The following is a 16,550-nucleotide window of genomic DNA, read 5'->3' on the forward strand; positions in this document are numbered from 1 at the left end:
GCGGCGGGGGGGCGGGGGGGGCGCCGGGGCGGCGGGGCCCGGCCCCGCGCCGGCGGGGGGCGGCGCGGCCGGCCCCGGCCGGTCTATGTGGACCCGGCGACGGGCTGGGCCGATGCCGATGTCTATGCGAGGGACTCGCTGCCGGTCGGCGTGCCCTTCGCCGGCCCGGCCATCGTCAACGAGATGAGCGCGACGCTGCTGCTGCTGCCCGGCCAGACGGCCAGCGTGGACGCCTTCGGCAACATCGTGGTGGAGGTGCGGCCATGAGCGGAATGCGCGCGGCACGGCTCGCCGACCCGGTGGCGATGGAGGTGTTCTCCAACCGCCTGCTGGCGATCGCGGAGGACATGGGCTCCATCCTCATCCGCTCCTCCTTCTCCTCCAACATCAAGGAGCGCAAGGACGCCTCCACCGCGGTGTTCGACGCGCGCGGCCGGCTGGTGGCGCAGGCGGACCACATCCCGATCCATCTCGGCGCCATGATCGGCGCGGTGGAGACGATCCTGGCCCGCTACAGGCTGGAGGACATGGCGCCGGGCGACGCCTTCATCTGCAACGACCCCTATCTCGCCGGCGGCAGCCACCTGCCGGACGTCTCGATCATCACGCCGGTGCATTGCGACGGCGTGGTGCGATTCTTCGCAGGCAACATCGCCCATCACGCCGATTTCGGCGGTCGCACGCCGGGCAGCACCTCCGGCTCCTCGCGCTCGATCTACGAGGAAGGGCTGCGCCTTCCGGTGATCCGCATCGCGCGCGGCGGCACGGTGGACGAGGATCTGCTCTGGCTGATCGCGCACAACACGCGCGACCCGGAGGAGCGCGTGCTGGACCTGCGCACCCAGATCGGCACGAACCAGCGCGGCGGCGCGATGCTGCAGGCGCTGGTGGGGCGCATGGGCTGGCCGGCGGTGGAACAGGCGATCGAGGACATCCTGGCCTATACCGGCCAGCGCCTGGCCAACCGCATCGCCGCGCTGCCCGATGGCGAGTATCACTTCGAGCGCGCGATGGACGATGACGGCTTCCCCGGCGATCCGGTGCCGATCCTCTGCACCGCGCGCATCGCCGGCGAGACGCTGGAGCTCGACTTCACCGGCTCGGGGCCGGAGGCGCGGGGGGCGATCAACCTGCCGGACAGCGCGCTGAAGGCATCGGTCTATTACTGCGTGAAGGCGGTGCTGGACCCGGGTCTGATGCCGAACCAGGGGGCGATCGACCCGATCCGCATCACCACGCCGATGGGCAGCATCGTCGGCCCGCGCCCGCCGGCGGCGGTGGCGGCGCGCGCCGTCACCTCCAACCGGCTTTGCGGCGCGGTGTTCGGCGCGCTGTTCCAGGCGCTGCCGGAGGCGCGGCGGATGGCGAGCTGCAACGATTCCACCTCCGCCACCTCGATCTCCGGCTGGCATCCGCGGCGGCAGACCACCTATGTCTATCCCGAGAGCATCGGTGGCGGCGCCGGCGCCTTCGCCGATCGCGACGGCATGGATGCGGTGCATGTGCACACGGTGAATTCCACCAACCTGCCGATCGAGGCGCTGGAGCTGGAATACCCGCTGCTGGTGGACGAATACGCGCTGGTGCCGGACAGCGGCGGCGCGGGTCGGCACCGCGGCGGCCTCGGCATCGCCCGCCAGCTCCGCATCCTGGAGAACGGCACGGTGTTCTCGCTGCGCTCCGACGCGCATGTCATCGCCGCGCCGGGCGCCGCGGGCGGCAAGCCCTCGAACGTCACGCGCGTGCTGCGCAACCCCGGGAAGGCGGGGGAGGAGGCGCTGCACTCCAAGGCCTCAGGCCTCGTGCTGCGGGCGGGCGAGACGATCCGGGTGGAGACGCTCGGCGGCGGCGGCTTCGGCCTGCCGGCGGAACGCCCGATCGCCCGCCTCGCGGCCGATCTGCGCGAAGGCAAGGTCAGCCGCGCCGCGGCCGAGCGCGACTACGGCGTGGCGATGGTCGCGCAGGCGCTGGAGGCCGCGCCTTGAGGCGCCCCGCCCGGGTGGCGGCCGAACTGCCGGCGCCCGATCCCTTCCCGCAGCCCGAGCGCACCTCCCTCGCGCAGTCCATCGCGGACACCGTGGCGGAGGCGATCGCCACCGGCCATCTGCGACCGGGCGAGCGCGTGGTGGAGACCGCGCTGGCCGAGCGCCTCGGCGTCAGCCGCGTGCCGACGCGCGAGGCGCTGAAGGTGCTCGCCGCGCAGGGCATCCTGGCGGGTGAGCGGCATCGCGGCTACCGCGTGGTCGAGTTCGGACCGCCGACCATCGCGAAGGTGCTGGAGGTCCGCGTGATGCTGGAGACCTTCCTGCTGCGCGACGCCATCGCCGCCTGGCGCGCCGGCCGCGGCAGCCCGGCCGGGCGGGACGCGGCGCTGCGCGGCATGGAGGCGGCGGCCCATCTGGGCGACGCGCGCGCCTCGCTGCGCGCCGACCTCGAATTCCACCGCGCCATCCGCCGCGCCGCGGAGAACGAGGTGGCCGGCGCGCTGTGGGACGCCATCGCCCGGCATGTGGTCATCATCTTCTCGCTCGGCGACTACCGCGACAACGACCTCGCCGCCGTCGTGCGCCAGCATGCCGCGCTGCGCGACGTGATCCTGGCGCAGATCCGCCAGCCGGGCAGCGAGGAGGGACTGCGCCGCGCCATCGAGGACCACTTCCTGCAGGTGGCGCGATCGAAGGCGCGCGGCGGCCGCCGCCGGCTGCAGATCGCCGTCTGACCGGCTGCGCGGCACGAAGCCCAATGGCGCGGCACCGTTGCCGCGCTTTCGCGCAACAGCCTGCGGCACGGCGCAGCGCACCGCGCGCAGCGCGCTTGACTCCGCAAGACTAGCTAATTGTTATACGACCTGGAGAACACGACGGCGGTGCGGCCGCTCGGCGCGCCACCGATCAGCGTTCCTGCGGGAGAGGTGGAGAAGACACATGAAGCGTAGGGATCTCGCCCTGGCGCTCGGCGGCGTGGCCGCCGGCCTCGGCAGTGGGCTGTCTCCTCGGGCCGCGACGGCGCAGACGCCGGTGGCGGGCGGCAATCTCGTCATCGTCTTCCCCGCCAACCAGGAGCCCGCCTCGCTCGACGGGCATATCGACCCGTTCCAGTCCACCTGGCTGCTGAACTCCTTCGTCGCCGACCCGCTGGTCGTGCTGGACGGCGACGGCCGCTACAAGCCGGCGCTCGCGCTGTCATGGGAGTCCACGCCGGATGGTCGCAGCTGGACCTTCCGGCTGCGCCCCGGCGTCACCTTCCAGGACGGCACGCCGTTCAACGCCGCTGCGGTGAAGTACAACATCGAGCGCATCCTGGCCCCGGCGACGGCGTCGAAGCAGCTCGCCAGCGATGTCGGGCCCGTGGCGCGGATCGACGTGATCGACGACCTGACGGTGCGGCTGAACTACGACACGCCCTGGGTCACGCTGCTCGATGCGCTGCGGCGCACGCCGATCTGGTCGCCGACCGCGGCGGAACGGCACGGCCTGCAGGAATTCCAGCGCAACCTGGTCGGCGCCGGCCCCTTCACGCTGGGCGACTGGGTGAAGAACGACCGGATCGTGTTCCGCCGCTGGCCCGGCTATGGCGGCTGGAACGGCGCGGCGGCGCATCAGGGCCCGGCGCGGCTGGAGCAGGTGACCATCCGCTTCATCGGCGAGAATGCGGTGCTGAACGAGGCGGTGCGCGCCGGCGCGGCGCAGGTCGGCTTCTCGCTGACGCCCGCGGCGATCGAGATCTACAAGGGCCGGTCGAACTTCCGCTTCCTCTCGCTTGGCCAGGCCGGCACGGGCCTGCAGCAGGTGATGAACATCCGCCGCCCGCCGCTGAACGACCTGCGCGTGCGCCAGGCGCTGCTCTTCGCGCGCGATTCCAAGGCGATCAACGACCTGCTCTATGACGGCGCCTACATCGCCTCCGACGGTCCGCTCGACAACGTCCACAACTGCTTCTGGCCGGGCGCGACGGACATGTACCGCACCGATCTCGACCGCGCCCGGCGTTTGCTGGACGAGGCCGGATGGCGCGTCGTGCCGGGCCAGCAGTTCCGCCAGGCGCGCGGCGTCGAGGGCGTGGCGGACGGCACGCCGCTGCGCATCCGCTGGACCACCATCCATCACCGCGAGATCGGCGAGGCGGTGCAGGCGCAGTACCGCCGCGTCGGCATCGACCTCCAGGTCGAGCAGGTGCCGGGGCCGATCCAGCTGGACCGCGTGAACCGCCGCGACTTCGACCTGATCTTCCTGCGCCAGCGCTCGCCCGATCCGCTGATCCTGGACCAGGTCTGGAACTCGCGCTGGGACCGCCCGGGCGGATGGGCCTGGACCGGCTTCGCCGATGCGCGGCTCGACGGGCTGCTGAACCAGCTCCGCTCGCTGCCCTCCGCCGATGACCGCTGCAACGTCGCGCGCGACGCGCAGCGCATCATCATGGAGAACGCGCTGACTCTGCCGACGCTGAGCCAGCCGGTGCTGGTGGCGATGCAGCCGCGCGTGCAGGACTTCAAGATGGGGGCCGAGGGCAACTGGTTCTTCCTGCACTCGACCTGGCTGCAATCGTGACCGGCCGGGCCTGAGCGCGCAGGGGGGAGGCGGGCTTGGGGCGCTATGTCGCGGGGCGGGTGCTGCAGCTCGGCCCCGTGCTGTTCCTGATCTCGCTGATCGTCTTCGGCGTGATGCACGCGCTGCCGGGCGATCCCGCGCAGCTGATGCTGCAGGGCGCCGAGGGCGGCGCGCCGCCCGAGCGCCTCGAGGAACTGCGCCAGCAGATGGGGCTGAACGACCCGCTGCCGGTGCAATATCTGCGCTTTGCCGGCAACGCCCTGATCGGCGATCTCGGCGAATCCATCCGCTTCCGGACGCCGGTGACCGGCCTGATCCTGGAGCGGTTCGGCTACACGTTGGAACTTGCGCTGTCCGGCCTGGTGGTCTCGGTGCTGATCGGGCTGCCGCTCGGCATGCTGGCGGCGGTACGGCAGAATTCCTGGGTGGACACGGCGGCGATGGCGCTGGCCTATGCCGGCGCCTCGATGCCGATCTTCTGGTTCGGCCTGATCCTGATCCTCGTCTTCTCCTTCAACCTCGGCTGGGCGCCGCCGGCCGGCGCGGAGGACTGGTCCGCGCTGGTGCTGCCGGCGATAACGCTCGGCTTCGTCTCGGCAGGGCTGATCAGCAGGCTCGTGCGGTCCTCGATGATCGAGGTGCTGGGCGAGGACTACATCCGCACCAGCCGCGCCAAGGGGCTCAGCGAAAGGCTGGTGCTGTGGCGCCACGGGCTGAAGAACGCGCTGATCCCGGTGGTGACGATGATCGGGCTGATCTTCGGCGGCATGCTGGCCGGCGCGGTGGTGACGGAGACCGTGTTCTCGCGCCCCGGCGTCGGGCGGCTGGTGGTGGCGGCGATCCTCTCGAAGGACTATCCGCTGGTGCAGGGCTGCGTGCTGTTCCTGTCGGTCGTCTATCTCGCGGTGAACCTGGCGGTGGACATCCTCTACGCCTGGCTCGACCCGCGCATCCGCTACGCCGCGTGAGCGCCGGCGCGCCATCCATGGAGGAGGAGGTCCCGGAGGTCGCCTCGGCGCGCGCCCGCGCGGTGGCGCGTTTCCTGCGCAACCGCGGTGCGGTGATCGGGCTCGGCGTGCTGGCGTTCTGGTGCGTGGTCGCCCTGCTCGGCCCGCTCGTCGCTCCCTATGACCCGGTCGAGACGGTCGGGCGCGCGCGCCAGCCGCCGTCCGGCGACTTCCTCCTGGGCACCGACACGCTCGGCCGCGACGTGCTGAGCCGCGTCCTGGTCGGCTCGCAGGTGTCGTTGCAGCTCGGGCTGATCTCGGTCGGGCTCGGCGCGGTGCCCGGCGTGCTGCTCGGCCTCGTCGCGGGCTATGCGGGTGGCTGGGTGGACAGCGTCATCTCCCGCTTCGTGGATGCGCTGCTGGCCTTCCCGTCGATCCTGCTGGCGCTGGTGATCATCGCGGCGCTGGGTCCGAGCCTGCCCAATGTGATGATCGCGGTCGGCATCGGCACCATCCCGCTCTATGCGCGGCTCACGCGCGGCAGCGTCCTCGGTGTCAAGCGCCTTCCCTATGTCGAGGCGGCGCGCGTGCTCGGCAATCCGCCGGGGCGGATCATGCTGCGCCATGTGCTGGCCAACTGCTACGCGCCGATCGTCGTGCTCTCCACGCTGCAGGTGGGCAATGCGATCCTGGTGGGCTCGGGCCTGTCCTTCCTCGGCCTCGGCGCGCAGCCGCCGACGCCGGAATGGGGGCTGATGTCGGCCGAGGGGCGCGACGTGCTGCGCCGCGCCTGGTGGATCTCGACCTTCCCCGGCATCGCGATCCTCTCGGTCGTCGTCGCCTGCAACCTGGTCGGCGACGGCCTGCGCTCAGCGCTCGATCCGCGCATGCGGGTGGATGGGTAACGACGCCATGGCACAGCCCCTGCCCACGCCGATGGTCGGCATCCAGATGAGCCCGGTCTCCTTCCTCGACGAAGGGGTGGAGCCGTTGCTCGACCGGCTGCAGGGCCGCTTCGGCATCAACACGGTCATGGTCGGCACCGTCTCCTGGCTGGCGCTGAAGGTGGGGCGCAGCGTGGTGGCGGGGCTCGACGGCTGGCCCGACCACGGCGTCGGCGCGCCCTATCCCCTGAAGGGCGGCGGCTACCTGAACCACCGCAGGAGCTACTACCGCCGCACGCTGATCGACGATTTCCGCACGCGCGAGGATGCCTTCGCCGGCAAGGACATCCTCGACCTCGTCATCCCCGCCGCGCGCGCCCGCGGCATGCGCGTCGTGCCGGAGCTGATGGAGCCGCTGTTCCGCGGCCCGAAGACGCGCACCATCCCGACGGAGATCCCTAACCTGGCCCAGTGCCTGGAAGTGGACCTGCACGGCAGGCTGGGGCCGGAGCCCTGCACCTCCAACCCCGACTACCGCCTGTTCTGGCGCGGCCTGATCGAGGAGCACTGCCGCGAATACGACATCGACGGCATCATGTGGTGCAACGAACGCCACTCGCCGCTGGATCGCATGATGCAGGGCGAGGCGCCCGGCTGCTTCTGCCCCGCCTGCCGGCACGAGGCCGCGGAGCGCGGCATCGATGTGGAGCGCGTGCGAATCGCCTTCCGCGAGGTCTGGCAGTTCTTCCAGGCTTCGCGCGCCGGCGCGCCCTTCGTGGACGGCGCGTTCCTCGGCTTCCTGCGCGTGCTGCTGCGCAACCCGGAAGTGCTGCTCTGGGAACGCTTCTGGCTGGAGCGCAGCAAGGCGCTGGATGCGGAGCTCTTCGGCATCGTCAAATACTGCGACCCGAAGCTCTCCTTCGGGTTGAATGTCTGGAACCGCAACCACTTCAACCCGATCCGCAAGGCGCAGTGGGCGTGGGAGGAGCAGACCGACTGGTGCGACTGGGTGAAGCCGATCACCTACCAGCACCAGGCCGGCGGCGTGTTCCTGAAGGAGATGGAAGGCTTCGGCGCGACCATCCTGCGCGATTTCTCCGTCGCGGACTTCGTGCCGGCGATGTACGCGATCCTCGGCCTGAAGGAAGCGCCGGCGGAGAGCGTGGTGCAGGAGGGCATGGACCCCGACAGCTACGTCTTCGGGCAGTGCGCCGACGCGGTGCGCGGCGTGGCGGGCAAGGCGGATGTCTACATGGGCATCGGCGTGGATGCGCCGCGCTCGCGCGCCGACCAGGCGCGCTGCACGCCCGACATCGTGCGCCGCAGCGTCCTCGCCACTTTCGGCGCCGGCGGCAAGGGCGTGGTCTATTCGCCGAACTACGCTTCGATGCGGCTTGAGAACCTCGGCGGCGGCGCTGCCGCGCTGGAGGAACTCGGCTTCCGCACGCCGACGCCATAGGAGGAGGCCATGCCCGAACAGGCGCCCTGGCGCTTCCAGAAGATCATCCGCCCGATGATCGAGACGCCGCAGGAGCACCGCATCCTGCTCGGCCGCGTGCTGACCTGCCGCGACGACGAGGCGATCGAGGACGGCTTCGTGGAATTCGCGGAGGGCCGCATCCTCGCCGTCGGGCCGCGCGCCGGCCTCGGCAGCCGCGCGGCGGAGGCGCTGGAGACGGGCGGCACCATCCTGCCGGGCCTGTTCCAGAACCACGGCCATCTCGCCTGGGACGGCGTGCACGACCTGGCGAACCAGTCGATGCACGACGCGCCGGAGATCGCCGCCTTCAAATGCGCCGGCAACATGCTGGTGAACCTGCGCGCCGGCGTCACCACCTTCCGCGACCTCGGCGTCAACCGGTCCAACCTCTTCGCCAAGCAGGCGGTAGCGCAGGGCATCTTCCCGGGGCCGCGACTGATCGTCTGCGGCGCCGCCATCGTGCAGACCGGGGGGCACACCTACTGGTGCTGCCGGGAGGCGTCCGGCGCGGACGAGATGCGCCGCGCCGTGCGCGAGCAGGTGCGCGGCGGCGCCGACTTCATCAAGATCATGGCCTGCCATGACCGCCTGGAATTCACCGACGAGGAGCTGCACGCCGTCATCGACGAGGCCCATCGGAACGGCCTGCCCATCACGGCGCACGCCACCTTCGACGCCGCCATCAACCGCGTGCTGCGCTTCGGGATCGACGTGGTCGAGCATGGCGGCGCGATGAGCGAGGAGACGATCGGCCTGCTGCTGGATCGCAAGGTGCCGGTCGTGACCACCTTCGCGCCGCTGGTGCAGCAGAGCCAGCCGGAGATCGCACGGAAGTTCAACATCCCCGAGTGGAAGATCGCCGAGCGGCAGAAGGCCATCGCCAACCCCGCCCGCTACGAGGGGCTGCGCAGGGCCGCCGAAGCGGGCGTGACCATCGCCTTCGGCACCGATTGCGGCAGCCCCGCCGTCGGGCATGCGGTGATCGCGCCGGAGATGGCCTTCATGGTCAAGGTCGGCGTCAAGCGCGACAACTACGACGCGATCCGCAGCGCCACCGCGGTCGCCGCCGCGCTCAACCGGATGCAGGACCGCCTCGGCACGCTCGAGGCCGGCAAGGCCGCCGACGTGATCGTGGTGGCGGGCGACCCGCGCGCCGACATCGCGGCGATCGGGGAGGTGAGGATGACCTTCGTGGACGGCAGGAGGATGGCCTGATGCCCTCGCCGCTGCTGGCCCGCATGTCGGGCCGCATCCGCCAGGTGGATGAGAGCTGGCGCTCGCGCCTGCTCGCCATGGCCGCCGGGCTGCCCGATGTCATCGCCATGGGGCGGGGCGATCCCGACTTCCACACGCCGCGCCACGTCGTGCAGGCCGCGATCCGCGCCATCGAGGCGAACGAGCACCACTACACCCCGCCCGCCGGCATCCCGGCGCTGCGCCAGGCGATCGCGGCGCATCTGCGCGCGCGCTTCGGCCTGGATTACGCGGCCTCCGAGGTGATCGTCACCGCCGGCGCGCAGGAGGCCCTGATGCTCGCCATGCTCGCCCTGGTCGAGCCCGGGGACGAGGTGCTGATCCCCCGCCCGCGCTTCACCTCCTACGACACCGCCGTGGCGATGTGCGGCGGCGTCGTGGTGGACGTGCCGACGCGCGACGCGGAGGACTTCGCCATCCTGCCGGCGGAGATCGAGGCGCGCATCACGCCGCGCAGCAAGGCGCTGGTGCTGATCAGCCCGAACAACCCGACCGGCGCCGTCACCCCCCCGGGGATGGTGCGCGAGATCGCGCGGATCGCGCAACGGCACGACCTGATCGTGATCGCGGACGAGATCTACGCCGAGATCGTCTTCGAGGGATCCGAGCATCTCTCCATCGCCACGCTGCCGGGGATGAAGCAGCGGACGATCACGCTGAACGGCTTCTCCAAGACCTATGCGATGACGGGCTGGCGCGTCGGCTATCTCGCCGGGCCGGAGGACGCGATCGCCCGCATGATCGAGCCGCGGCACACGCTGTCCATCAACGCCGCGACGCCGTCGCAGCACGCCGCGCTGGCCGCGCTCACCGGCCCGCAGGACGAGGTGCGTGCGATGATCGCGGCCTATGCGGAGCGCCGCGCGGCGACGATGCGCTGGCTGGACCGGCTCGGCTTCCGCTACGGCCATCCGGGCGGGGCCTTCTATGTCTATGCCGATGTCTCCTCCTCCGGCATGGCCGCGCCGGCCTTCTGCGAGGCGCTGCTCCGGGAGGCGCGTGTGCTCGTCTTTCCCGGCGCGCTCTTCGCCGACCCCGAGGATCGCCACATCCGCCTGAGCCTCCTGCAGCCGCTGCCACGGATCGAGGAGGCCTTCGCGCGCATCGAAGCGGCGGGCAACAGGCTGCGGGCCGCCTGACGCATGGCGGCGATGCGCTTCATCCTGGCGGGTCTCGGCAATCGCGGCGGGCAATGGGCCGCGATCCTCGCCGCACATCCCGGGGTGCGGATCGCCGCGCTGGTGGATCCCGACGCGCAGCGTCTCGCGCACCTGCGCGAGACCGTGCCGGAGGCGCCGCATTTCCCCTCGTTGGAGGCGGCGCTCGACGCGGTGCGCGCCGACGCCGTGCTGCTTGCCACGCCGCCGGAGGGGCATCTCGCACAATGCCGCGCCTGCTTCGCCGCGGGGCTGCCGGTGCTGGCCGAGAAGCCGCTCTCGCTCGATCCGGCCGAGGCGAACGAGATCGTGCGGCTTGCCGCGCTGCATCGCGTGCCGCTCAGCGTCGGGCTGAATTTTCGATACCTTGCCGTCACGCGCGCAAAGCGGGCTCTGCTGGAAGCGGGCGACCTCGGCGCCCCCGGCTTCGCGCAGATGACCTACCAGCGCAACCGCGACGGCCGCGCGCCGCGTCTCAACAAGTACCCGCTCACGATGCGCCATCCGATGATGCTGGAGCAGAGCGTGCACCACCTGGACCTGCTGCGCTTCGTCTATGGCCGCGAGGTCGAGGCCGTCTCCTGCCGCAGCTGGAATCCGGCCTGGAGCATGTACGCGCATGACAGCAACATCGCCTGCCACCTGACGATGGAGGGCGGGCTGGAGGTGTCCTATCTCGGCACCTGGACCGGCGGGTGGGACCGACTGCAATTCCTCTGGCGCACCGACTGCCCCGACGGGGTGATCCTGCAGCGCGCGCTGTTCGACGATCTGGCCACCGCGCGCCGCGCCGATGCCGAGCCGACCGCCGTGCCGCTCGAGCCCTGCGAGCCCTTCCGCGACGACAGCGCGTTGCTGCTGGACGCCTTCATCGCCGCGTTGCGCGCCGGAAGTCCGGTGCCCTGCGACGGGCGCGACCACCTTCGCACGCTCGGGCTGTGCTTCGCCGCGATCGAGGCCGCGGAGACGGGACGCGCGGTGCGGGTGGCGGATCGGACGGCGCGCTGCATGCCGGCGGCGCTTGCATGAGCGCGGCGCCGCTGCTCGAGGTCTCGGGCCTCTCCGTGCAGTTCGCCTCGCAGGGGCAGACGGTGCGCGCGGTGGACGACGTGGCCTTCACGCTCGACCGCGGCGAGACGCTCGGGATCGTCGGCGAGTCCGGCTCCGGCAAGTCGGTGACGGCGCTGTCGCTGATGCGGCTGGTGCCGACGCCGCCGGGCCGTATCGCCGCCGGCGCGATCCGCTTCGACGGGCGCGACATCATGGCGATGAGCCCGGACGAACTGCGAGCGATGCGCGGGCGGGAGATCGCGATGATCTTCCAGGATCCGATGACGTCGCTGAACCCCGTGCTCACCATCGGGCGGCAGCTGACCGAGGTGCTGGAGGAGCATCTCGGCATGGCTCCGGCCGCGGCGCGCCGGCGCGCTGCCGAACTGCTGGCGATGGTCGGCATCCCGGCGCCGGAGCAGCGGCTGGCCGAGTTCCCGCATCGTTTCTCGGGCGGCATGCGGCAGCGCGTGATGATCGCGATGGCGATGGCCTGCCAGCCGCGCCTCCTGATCGCCGACGAACCCACCACCGCGCTCGACGTGACCATCCAGGCGCAGATCCTGGAACTGATCCGCGACCTGCAGCGCGAGCACGGGATGGCGGTGATCATCATCACCCATGACCTCGGCGTGGTCGCCGGCATGGCCGACCGCGTGGCGGTGATGTATGGCGGCCGCATCGTCGAGCAGGGCACGACCGAGGACGTCTTCGCCGATCCGCGCATGCCCTACACGATGGGTTTGCTCGCCTCGATCCCCCGGCTCGAGGAGGAGGGCGCGAGGCGCCTCTCGGCGATCCGCGGCAGCCCGCCGGTGCCGCTTGGCGAAGGCGCGCTCTGCCGCTTCGCGCCGCGCTGCGACCTGGCGACGCCCGAATGCCGCACGCGCCGCCCGCCGCTGCGCCCACTGGAGGGCGGCGCCCGCGCGGCAGCCTGCCACTACGACGTCCGCCTCGGCCCCGATGGCCTGCCGCGGCGCGCGGATGCGGCGGCATGACCGGGCCGGCGCCCCTCGCCGAACTGCGCGACCTGGCCGTGCATTTCGCGGTCACGCGCGGCCTGGTGTTCGAGCGGCGGGTCGGCACGGTCAAGGCGGTGGATGGCGTCAGCCTTGCGATCCGGCGCGGCGAGACGCTCGGGCTCGTGGGTGAATCCGGTTGCGGCAAGACCACGGTCGGGCGCGCGATCCTCGGCCTCGCCCCGGCGACCGCCGGCGCGGTGCTCTTGGACGGGCGCGATGTCGTCTCCCTGTCGCCGGATGCGCTGCGCGCCATGCGCCGGCGCGTGCAGCTGATCTTCCAGGATCCCTATGCGAGCCTCAATCCGCGCATGAGCGTCGGCGCGGCGATCGCAGAGCCGGTGCGCCTGCACGGGCTGCGCCAGGGCACGGCCGCCATCGGCGCGCGCGTCGCGGAGCTGCTCACGCTGGTCGGGCTCTCACCTGCCTATGCCGCGCGCTTCCCGCACGAATTCAGCGGTGGGCAGCGCCAGCGCATCGGCATCGCCCGCGCGCTGGCCTGCGAACCCGACCTGATCGTCTGCGACGAGCCGGTCTCCGCGCTCGACGTCTCCATCCAGGCGCAGATCCTGAACCTGCTGCAGGAGTTGCAGGAGCGTCTCGGCGTCGCCTATCTGTTCATCGCCCATGGCATGAACGTGGTGCGCCACATCTCGCACGCCGTCGCCGTGATGTATCTCGGCCGCGTGGTCGAAAGCGGCGACAAGGCCACGCTGTTCCGCGCGCCGGGCCATCCCTACACGCGCGCGCTGCTCTCGGCCGTGCCGCAGCCCGATCCGCGCATCGAGCGCCGCCGCCGCCGCATCATCCTGAGCGGCGACGTGCCGAGCCCACTGAACCCGCCGCCGGGATGCCGCTTCGCGCCGCGCTGTCCCATTGCGCTGCCGCGCTGCGGAACGGAGGAACCGCCGCTGGCGCCTGCGCCGGGCGGCACCATGGTGGCGTGCTGGCGGGCCGAGGAGGCGCCGGCGCTGATGCCGTTGGTCGATGCCCAGGCGCCGCACCACGAAGGGAAGGAATTCACGCATGGCTAGCTTGCTGGCGATCGCGGGCCTCGGCCGCTGGGGCAAGGTGCTCGTCGATTCCGTCCAGGGGCGCAGCGACACGGTGCGCTTCGCCGCGGCCATCGTGCGCGACGCGGCGCGCTCGGCGGCCGATGCCGCGGCGCGTGGGCTCGTGCTGCACACGGAACTCGGCGCGGCGCTGCGCGATCCCGCGATCGCCGGCATCGTGCTCGCGACGCCGCATTCCCAGCACGCGGCGCAGATCGAGGCCTGCGCCGGGGCCGGCAAGCCGGTCTTCGTGGAGAAGCCGGTGACGCTGACACGCGCAAGCGCGGAGCAGGCGATGGCCGCCGCGGAGAAGGCGGGCATCGTCGTGGCGGCGGGGTTCAACCGCCGCTTCCTGCCGGTGGTGCGCGACCTGAAGCATCTTGTGGACAGCGGCGCGCTCGGCACCATCCTGCACGTCGAGACGCATTTCTCCGGCAACGTCGCCGGCCGCTATGCGGCGGGGCACTGGCGCATCGCGTCGGGCGAAAGCCCGGCCGGCGGTCTCGCGGGATCGGGCATCCACCAGATCGACGCGATCATCCATCTCGCAGGGCCGATCCGGGAGGTCTACGCTGTCTCCACCAAGCGCGTGCATGCCTTCGACATGGACGACACCACCATGGTGACCTTCCGGCTCGCCTCGGGCGCCGTCGCCTCCCTGCTGACGATCACGGCGACGGCACCGCTGTGGCGCATCACCATCTTCGGCACGCAGGGCCGCGCGCAGGCCGAAGGCGCAGCCGAGCGCCGCGGCAGCGAGACGCTGGAGGTCGAACTGACGAACGGCGACACGCAGCTTCGGCGCTATGCGCCCTTCGACATCGAGCGCGCCGAGCTGGAAGCCTTCGCTGCGGCCATCGTCGGCCGTGCGCCCTATCCCGTCACCGCCGCCGAACTGCTGAACGGCGTCGCGGCCTTCGAGGCCGTGCCGCTCTCCGCCGCGCGTGGCGCGCCGATGGCGATCTGATCCGATGGCCGTCGTGATCCCCGTGGCGGAGGCGCGGTCGCTCTGGGCGTTGGAGCCCGGGGCGCGGCATCTCAACCATGGCGGCTTCGGCGGTTGCCCGCTGCCCCTGCTGGAGGTGCAGGCGGCCTGGCGGGCGCGGATGGAGCGGCAGCCCTCGCGCTTCTTCATCAACGACCTCGGCGGGCTGCTGCGCGACGCCGCCACGGTGCTCGCGCGCTTCGTCGGCGCGGCGCCGGAGCGGCTCGGCTTCGTGGACAATGCGACGACCGCGGTCAATGCGGTGATCGCCTCCGCGCCGCTGCGCCAGGGTGACGAGATCCTGACGACGGACCACGTCTACAACGCCGTGCGGCAGACGCTGCGCCACCATGCCGCGCGCGCCGGCGCCGAAGTGATCGAGGCGCCGCTCGGCATGCCGCTGCGCGCGGCGGAGGCGGTGGTGGAGGCCGTTGTCTCGCGCATCGGCGAGCGGACGCGGCTGCTGGTGCTGGACCACGTCGCCTCGCCGTCCGCGGCCGTGCTGCCGGTGACGCCGATCATCGCCGCGGCGCGCCGCGCGGGCGTGCCCGTGCTGGTGGACGGCGCGCATGCGCCGGGGCTGATCGCGCTCGACATCGGGGCGCTCGGTGCCACCTGGTATGCCGGCAATTGCCACAAATGGCTGTGCAGCCCGAAGGGCGCAGGCTTCCTCGCCGCCGCCGCCGACGCGCCTTGGGAGGTGCATCCGACCGTCATCTCCCACGCGTATGGCCAAGGCTTCGTGGCGGAGTTCGACAAGACCGGCACGCGCGATGTCTCCGCCTGGCTCACCGTGCCCGAGGCGATCGCGCTGCACGAACGGCTCGGCGGCGCGGCGCTGCGCGCCCGCAACGCCGCGTTGGCCTTGGAGGCGGGGCAGCGCCTGGCCGCGGCGCTCGGCACGGAGCTCGGCGCGCCGCCGGGCATGCTCGCCGCGATGGCCACGGTGCGCCTGCCGGCGCGCGCCGGCATTGCGCCGGACTGGCCGACCGCGGCGGCGCTGCGCAACGCGATCTGGGACACCGCGCGCATCGAGGCGCCGGTCATGGCGCTGGGCGGAGCGCTGTGGCTGCGGCTCTCCGCACAGGCCTACAACGATCTCGCCGACTACGCGGGCCTGGCTGAGGCCGCCGGCCCCGCACTCGCGCGGGTTGCGGCCGCATGATCGCCTTCGTGCTCTCGCGGCTCTGGCAGGCCTGCATCGTGATGCTCGCGGTGATCGCGTTGGCCTTCGTGATGTTCACCTATCTCGGCGATCCCGTCGTCGCGATCCTCGGCGCCGATTCCACCGCCGCGGCGCGAGAGGCGGTGCGGCGCGACCTCGGCCTCGACCAGCCGATGATCGTGCAGTTCGGCGACTATCTGATGCGGCTGGCCTCGGGCGATTTCGGCATCTCCTACCGTCTCGGCCAGCCGGTCGAGGCCGTGCTGATCAATCGCCTGCCGGCAACCGTCGAGCTTGCCTTCGCCGGCATGATCCTGGCGCTGGCCTTCGGCATCCCGCTCGGCATCCTCACCGCGCTGCGCCGGAGAAGCGCCGGTGCGCAGGCGTTGCTCGGCATCTCCCTCGTCGGCATCTCGATGCCTTCCTTCCTGGCCGGCGTGCTGCTGATCTGGATGTTCAGCGTCACCTTCGAGATCTTCCCGAGCTTCGGCCGCGGCGACACGGTCGAGATCGGCTGGTGGAGCACCGGCCTGCTGACCGCGAGCGGCTGGCGATCGCTCGTGCTTCCGGCGCTGACCATCGCGATCTTCCAGGTGGCGATGATGATGCGCCTGGTGCGGGCGGAGATGCTGGAGGTGCTGCGCAAGGACTTCATCCGTTTCGCCCGCGCGCGCGGCCTCACGGATCGCGCCGTCAATCTGCGCCACGCGCTGCGCAACACGCTGGTGCCGGTGGTGACCATCACCGGCCTGCAGCTCGGCTCCGTCATCGCCTTCGCGGTCATCACGGAATCGGTTTTCCAGTGGCCGGGACTCGGGCTGCTGTTCCTGCAATCCGTCGCAGCCGCCGATGTGCCGGTCATCTCGACCTACCTCGTGCTGATCGCGGCGCTGTTTGTCGCGATCAACCTGGCGGTGGATCTGCTCTATCTGTGGATCGACCCGGGGGGGGGGGGCCCCCGCGGGGGCGGGGGGGGGGGGGGGGGAGAGGGGCGCGGCGCCGCCGCGGCG

Annotated in this window: 14 protein-coding genes and 1 pseudogene; all 15 read left to right on the top strand. The window is 71.7% G+C overall.

What is annotated here, in order from left to right:
- Positions 1-267: pseudogene (locus AC1MIR_RS18080) on the top strand (hypothetical protein); the annotation flags it as partial.
- Positions 264-1,985 (top strand): hydantoinase B/oxoprolinase family protein, encoded by a 1,722-nt coding sequence (locus AC1MIR_RS18085; RefSeq protein WP_480029588.1) that lies wholly within the window; start codon positions 264-266, stop codon positions 1,983-1,985. The pseudogene AC1MIR_RS18080 and the gene AC1MIR_RS18085, both read left to right, overlap by 4 nt.
- Positions 1,982-2,719, top strand: coding sequence for a GntR family transcriptional regulator (locus AC1MIR_RS18090; RefSeq protein WP_480029589.1), 738 nt, complete (start codon positions 1,982-1,984; stop codon positions 2,717-2,719). The genes AC1MIR_RS18085 and AC1MIR_RS18090 overlap by 4 nt, the downstream gene beginning before the upstream one ends.
- Before the next feature lie 205 nt (positions 2,720-2,924).
- Complete coding sequence (locus AC1MIR_RS18095; protein WP_480029590.1) at positions 2,925-4,547, top strand: ABC transporter substrate-binding protein; 1,623 nt, start codon at positions 2,925-2,927, stop codon at positions 4,545-4,547.
- A 35-nt stretch (positions 4,548-4,582) separates the two neighbouring features.
- Positions 4,583-5,515: a nickel ABC transporter permease gene (gene nikB, locus AC1MIR_RS18100; RefSeq protein ID WP_480029591.1), complete on the top strand. Its 933-nt coding sequence runs from the start codon at positions 4,583-4,585 to the stop codon at positions 5,513-5,515.
- A 17-nt stretch (positions 5,516-5,532) separates the two neighbouring features.
- Positions 5,533-6,399: an ABC transporter permease gene (locus AC1MIR_RS18105; protein ID WP_480029592.1), complete on the top strand. Its 867-nt coding sequence runs from the start codon at positions 5,533-5,535 to the stop codon at positions 6,397-6,399.
- A 7-nt stretch (positions 6,400-6,406) separates the two neighbouring features.
- A complete protein-coding gene (locus AC1MIR_RS18110; protein ID WP_480029593.1) occupies positions 6,407-7,837 on the top strand; it encodes a hypothetical protein in 1,431 nt (476 codons plus the stop codon).
- Between the two features lie 9 nt (positions 7,838-7,846).
- Positions 7,847-9,073, top strand: a complete 1,227-nt coding sequence (locus tag AC1MIR_RS18115; protein ID WP_480029594.1) for an amidohydrolase family protein — start codon at positions 7,847-7,849, stop codon at positions 9,071-9,073.
- Positions 9,073-10,251, top strand: coding sequence for a pyridoxal phosphate-dependent aminotransferase (locus AC1MIR_RS18120; RefSeq protein ID WP_480029595.1), 1,179 nt, complete (start codon positions 9,073-9,075; stop codon positions 10,249-10,251). Before AC1MIR_RS18115 ends, AC1MIR_RS18120 begins: the two co-directional genes overlap by 1 nt.
- 12 nt (positions 10,252-10,263) lie before the next feature.
- On the top strand, positions 10,264-11,298 hold the full coding sequence (locus AC1MIR_RS18125; RefSeq protein ID WP_480029596.1) for a Gfo/Idh/MocA family protein: 1,035 nt from the start codon (positions 10,264-10,266) through the stop codon (positions 11,296-11,298).
- The gene (locus AC1MIR_RS18130) at positions 11,295-12,317 is read left to right on the top strand and encodes an ABC transporter ATP-binding protein (RefSeq protein ID WP_480029597.1); all 1,023 of its coding nucleotides are present in this window, start codon (positions 11,295-11,297) and stop codon (positions 12,315-12,317) included. Before AC1MIR_RS18125 ends, AC1MIR_RS18130 begins: the two co-directional genes overlap by 4 nt.
- On the top strand, positions 12,314-13,372 hold the full coding sequence (locus AC1MIR_RS18135; protein WP_480029598.1) for an ABC transporter ATP-binding protein: 1,059 nt from the start codon (positions 12,314-12,316) through the stop codon (positions 13,370-13,372). The genes AC1MIR_RS18130 and AC1MIR_RS18135 overlap by 4 nt, the downstream gene beginning before the upstream one ends.
- Positions 13,365-14,357 (top strand): Gfo/Idh/MocA family protein, encoded by a 993-nt coding sequence (locus AC1MIR_RS18140; RefSeq protein ID WP_480029599.1) that lies wholly within the window; start codon positions 13,365-13,367, stop codon positions 14,355-14,357. The genes AC1MIR_RS18135 and AC1MIR_RS18140 overlap by 8 nt, the downstream gene beginning before the upstream one ends.
- A 4-nt stretch (positions 14,358-14,361) precedes the next feature.
- The gene (locus tag AC1MIR_RS18145; protein ID WP_480029600.1) at positions 14,362-15,540 is read left to right on the top strand and encodes an aminotransferase class V-fold PLP-dependent enzyme; all 1,179 of its coding nucleotides are present in this window, start codon (positions 14,362-14,364) and stop codon (positions 15,538-15,540) included.
- Positions 15,537-16,550: ABC transporter permease (locus AC1MIR_RS18150; RefSeq protein ID WP_480029601.1), on the top strand; the 1,014-nt coding region annotated here is incomplete at its 3' end. The genes AC1MIR_RS18145 and AC1MIR_RS18150, both read left to right, overlap by 4 nt.

The sequence above is a fragment of the Falsiroseomonas sp. RANM36 genome (assembly GCF_056682175.1).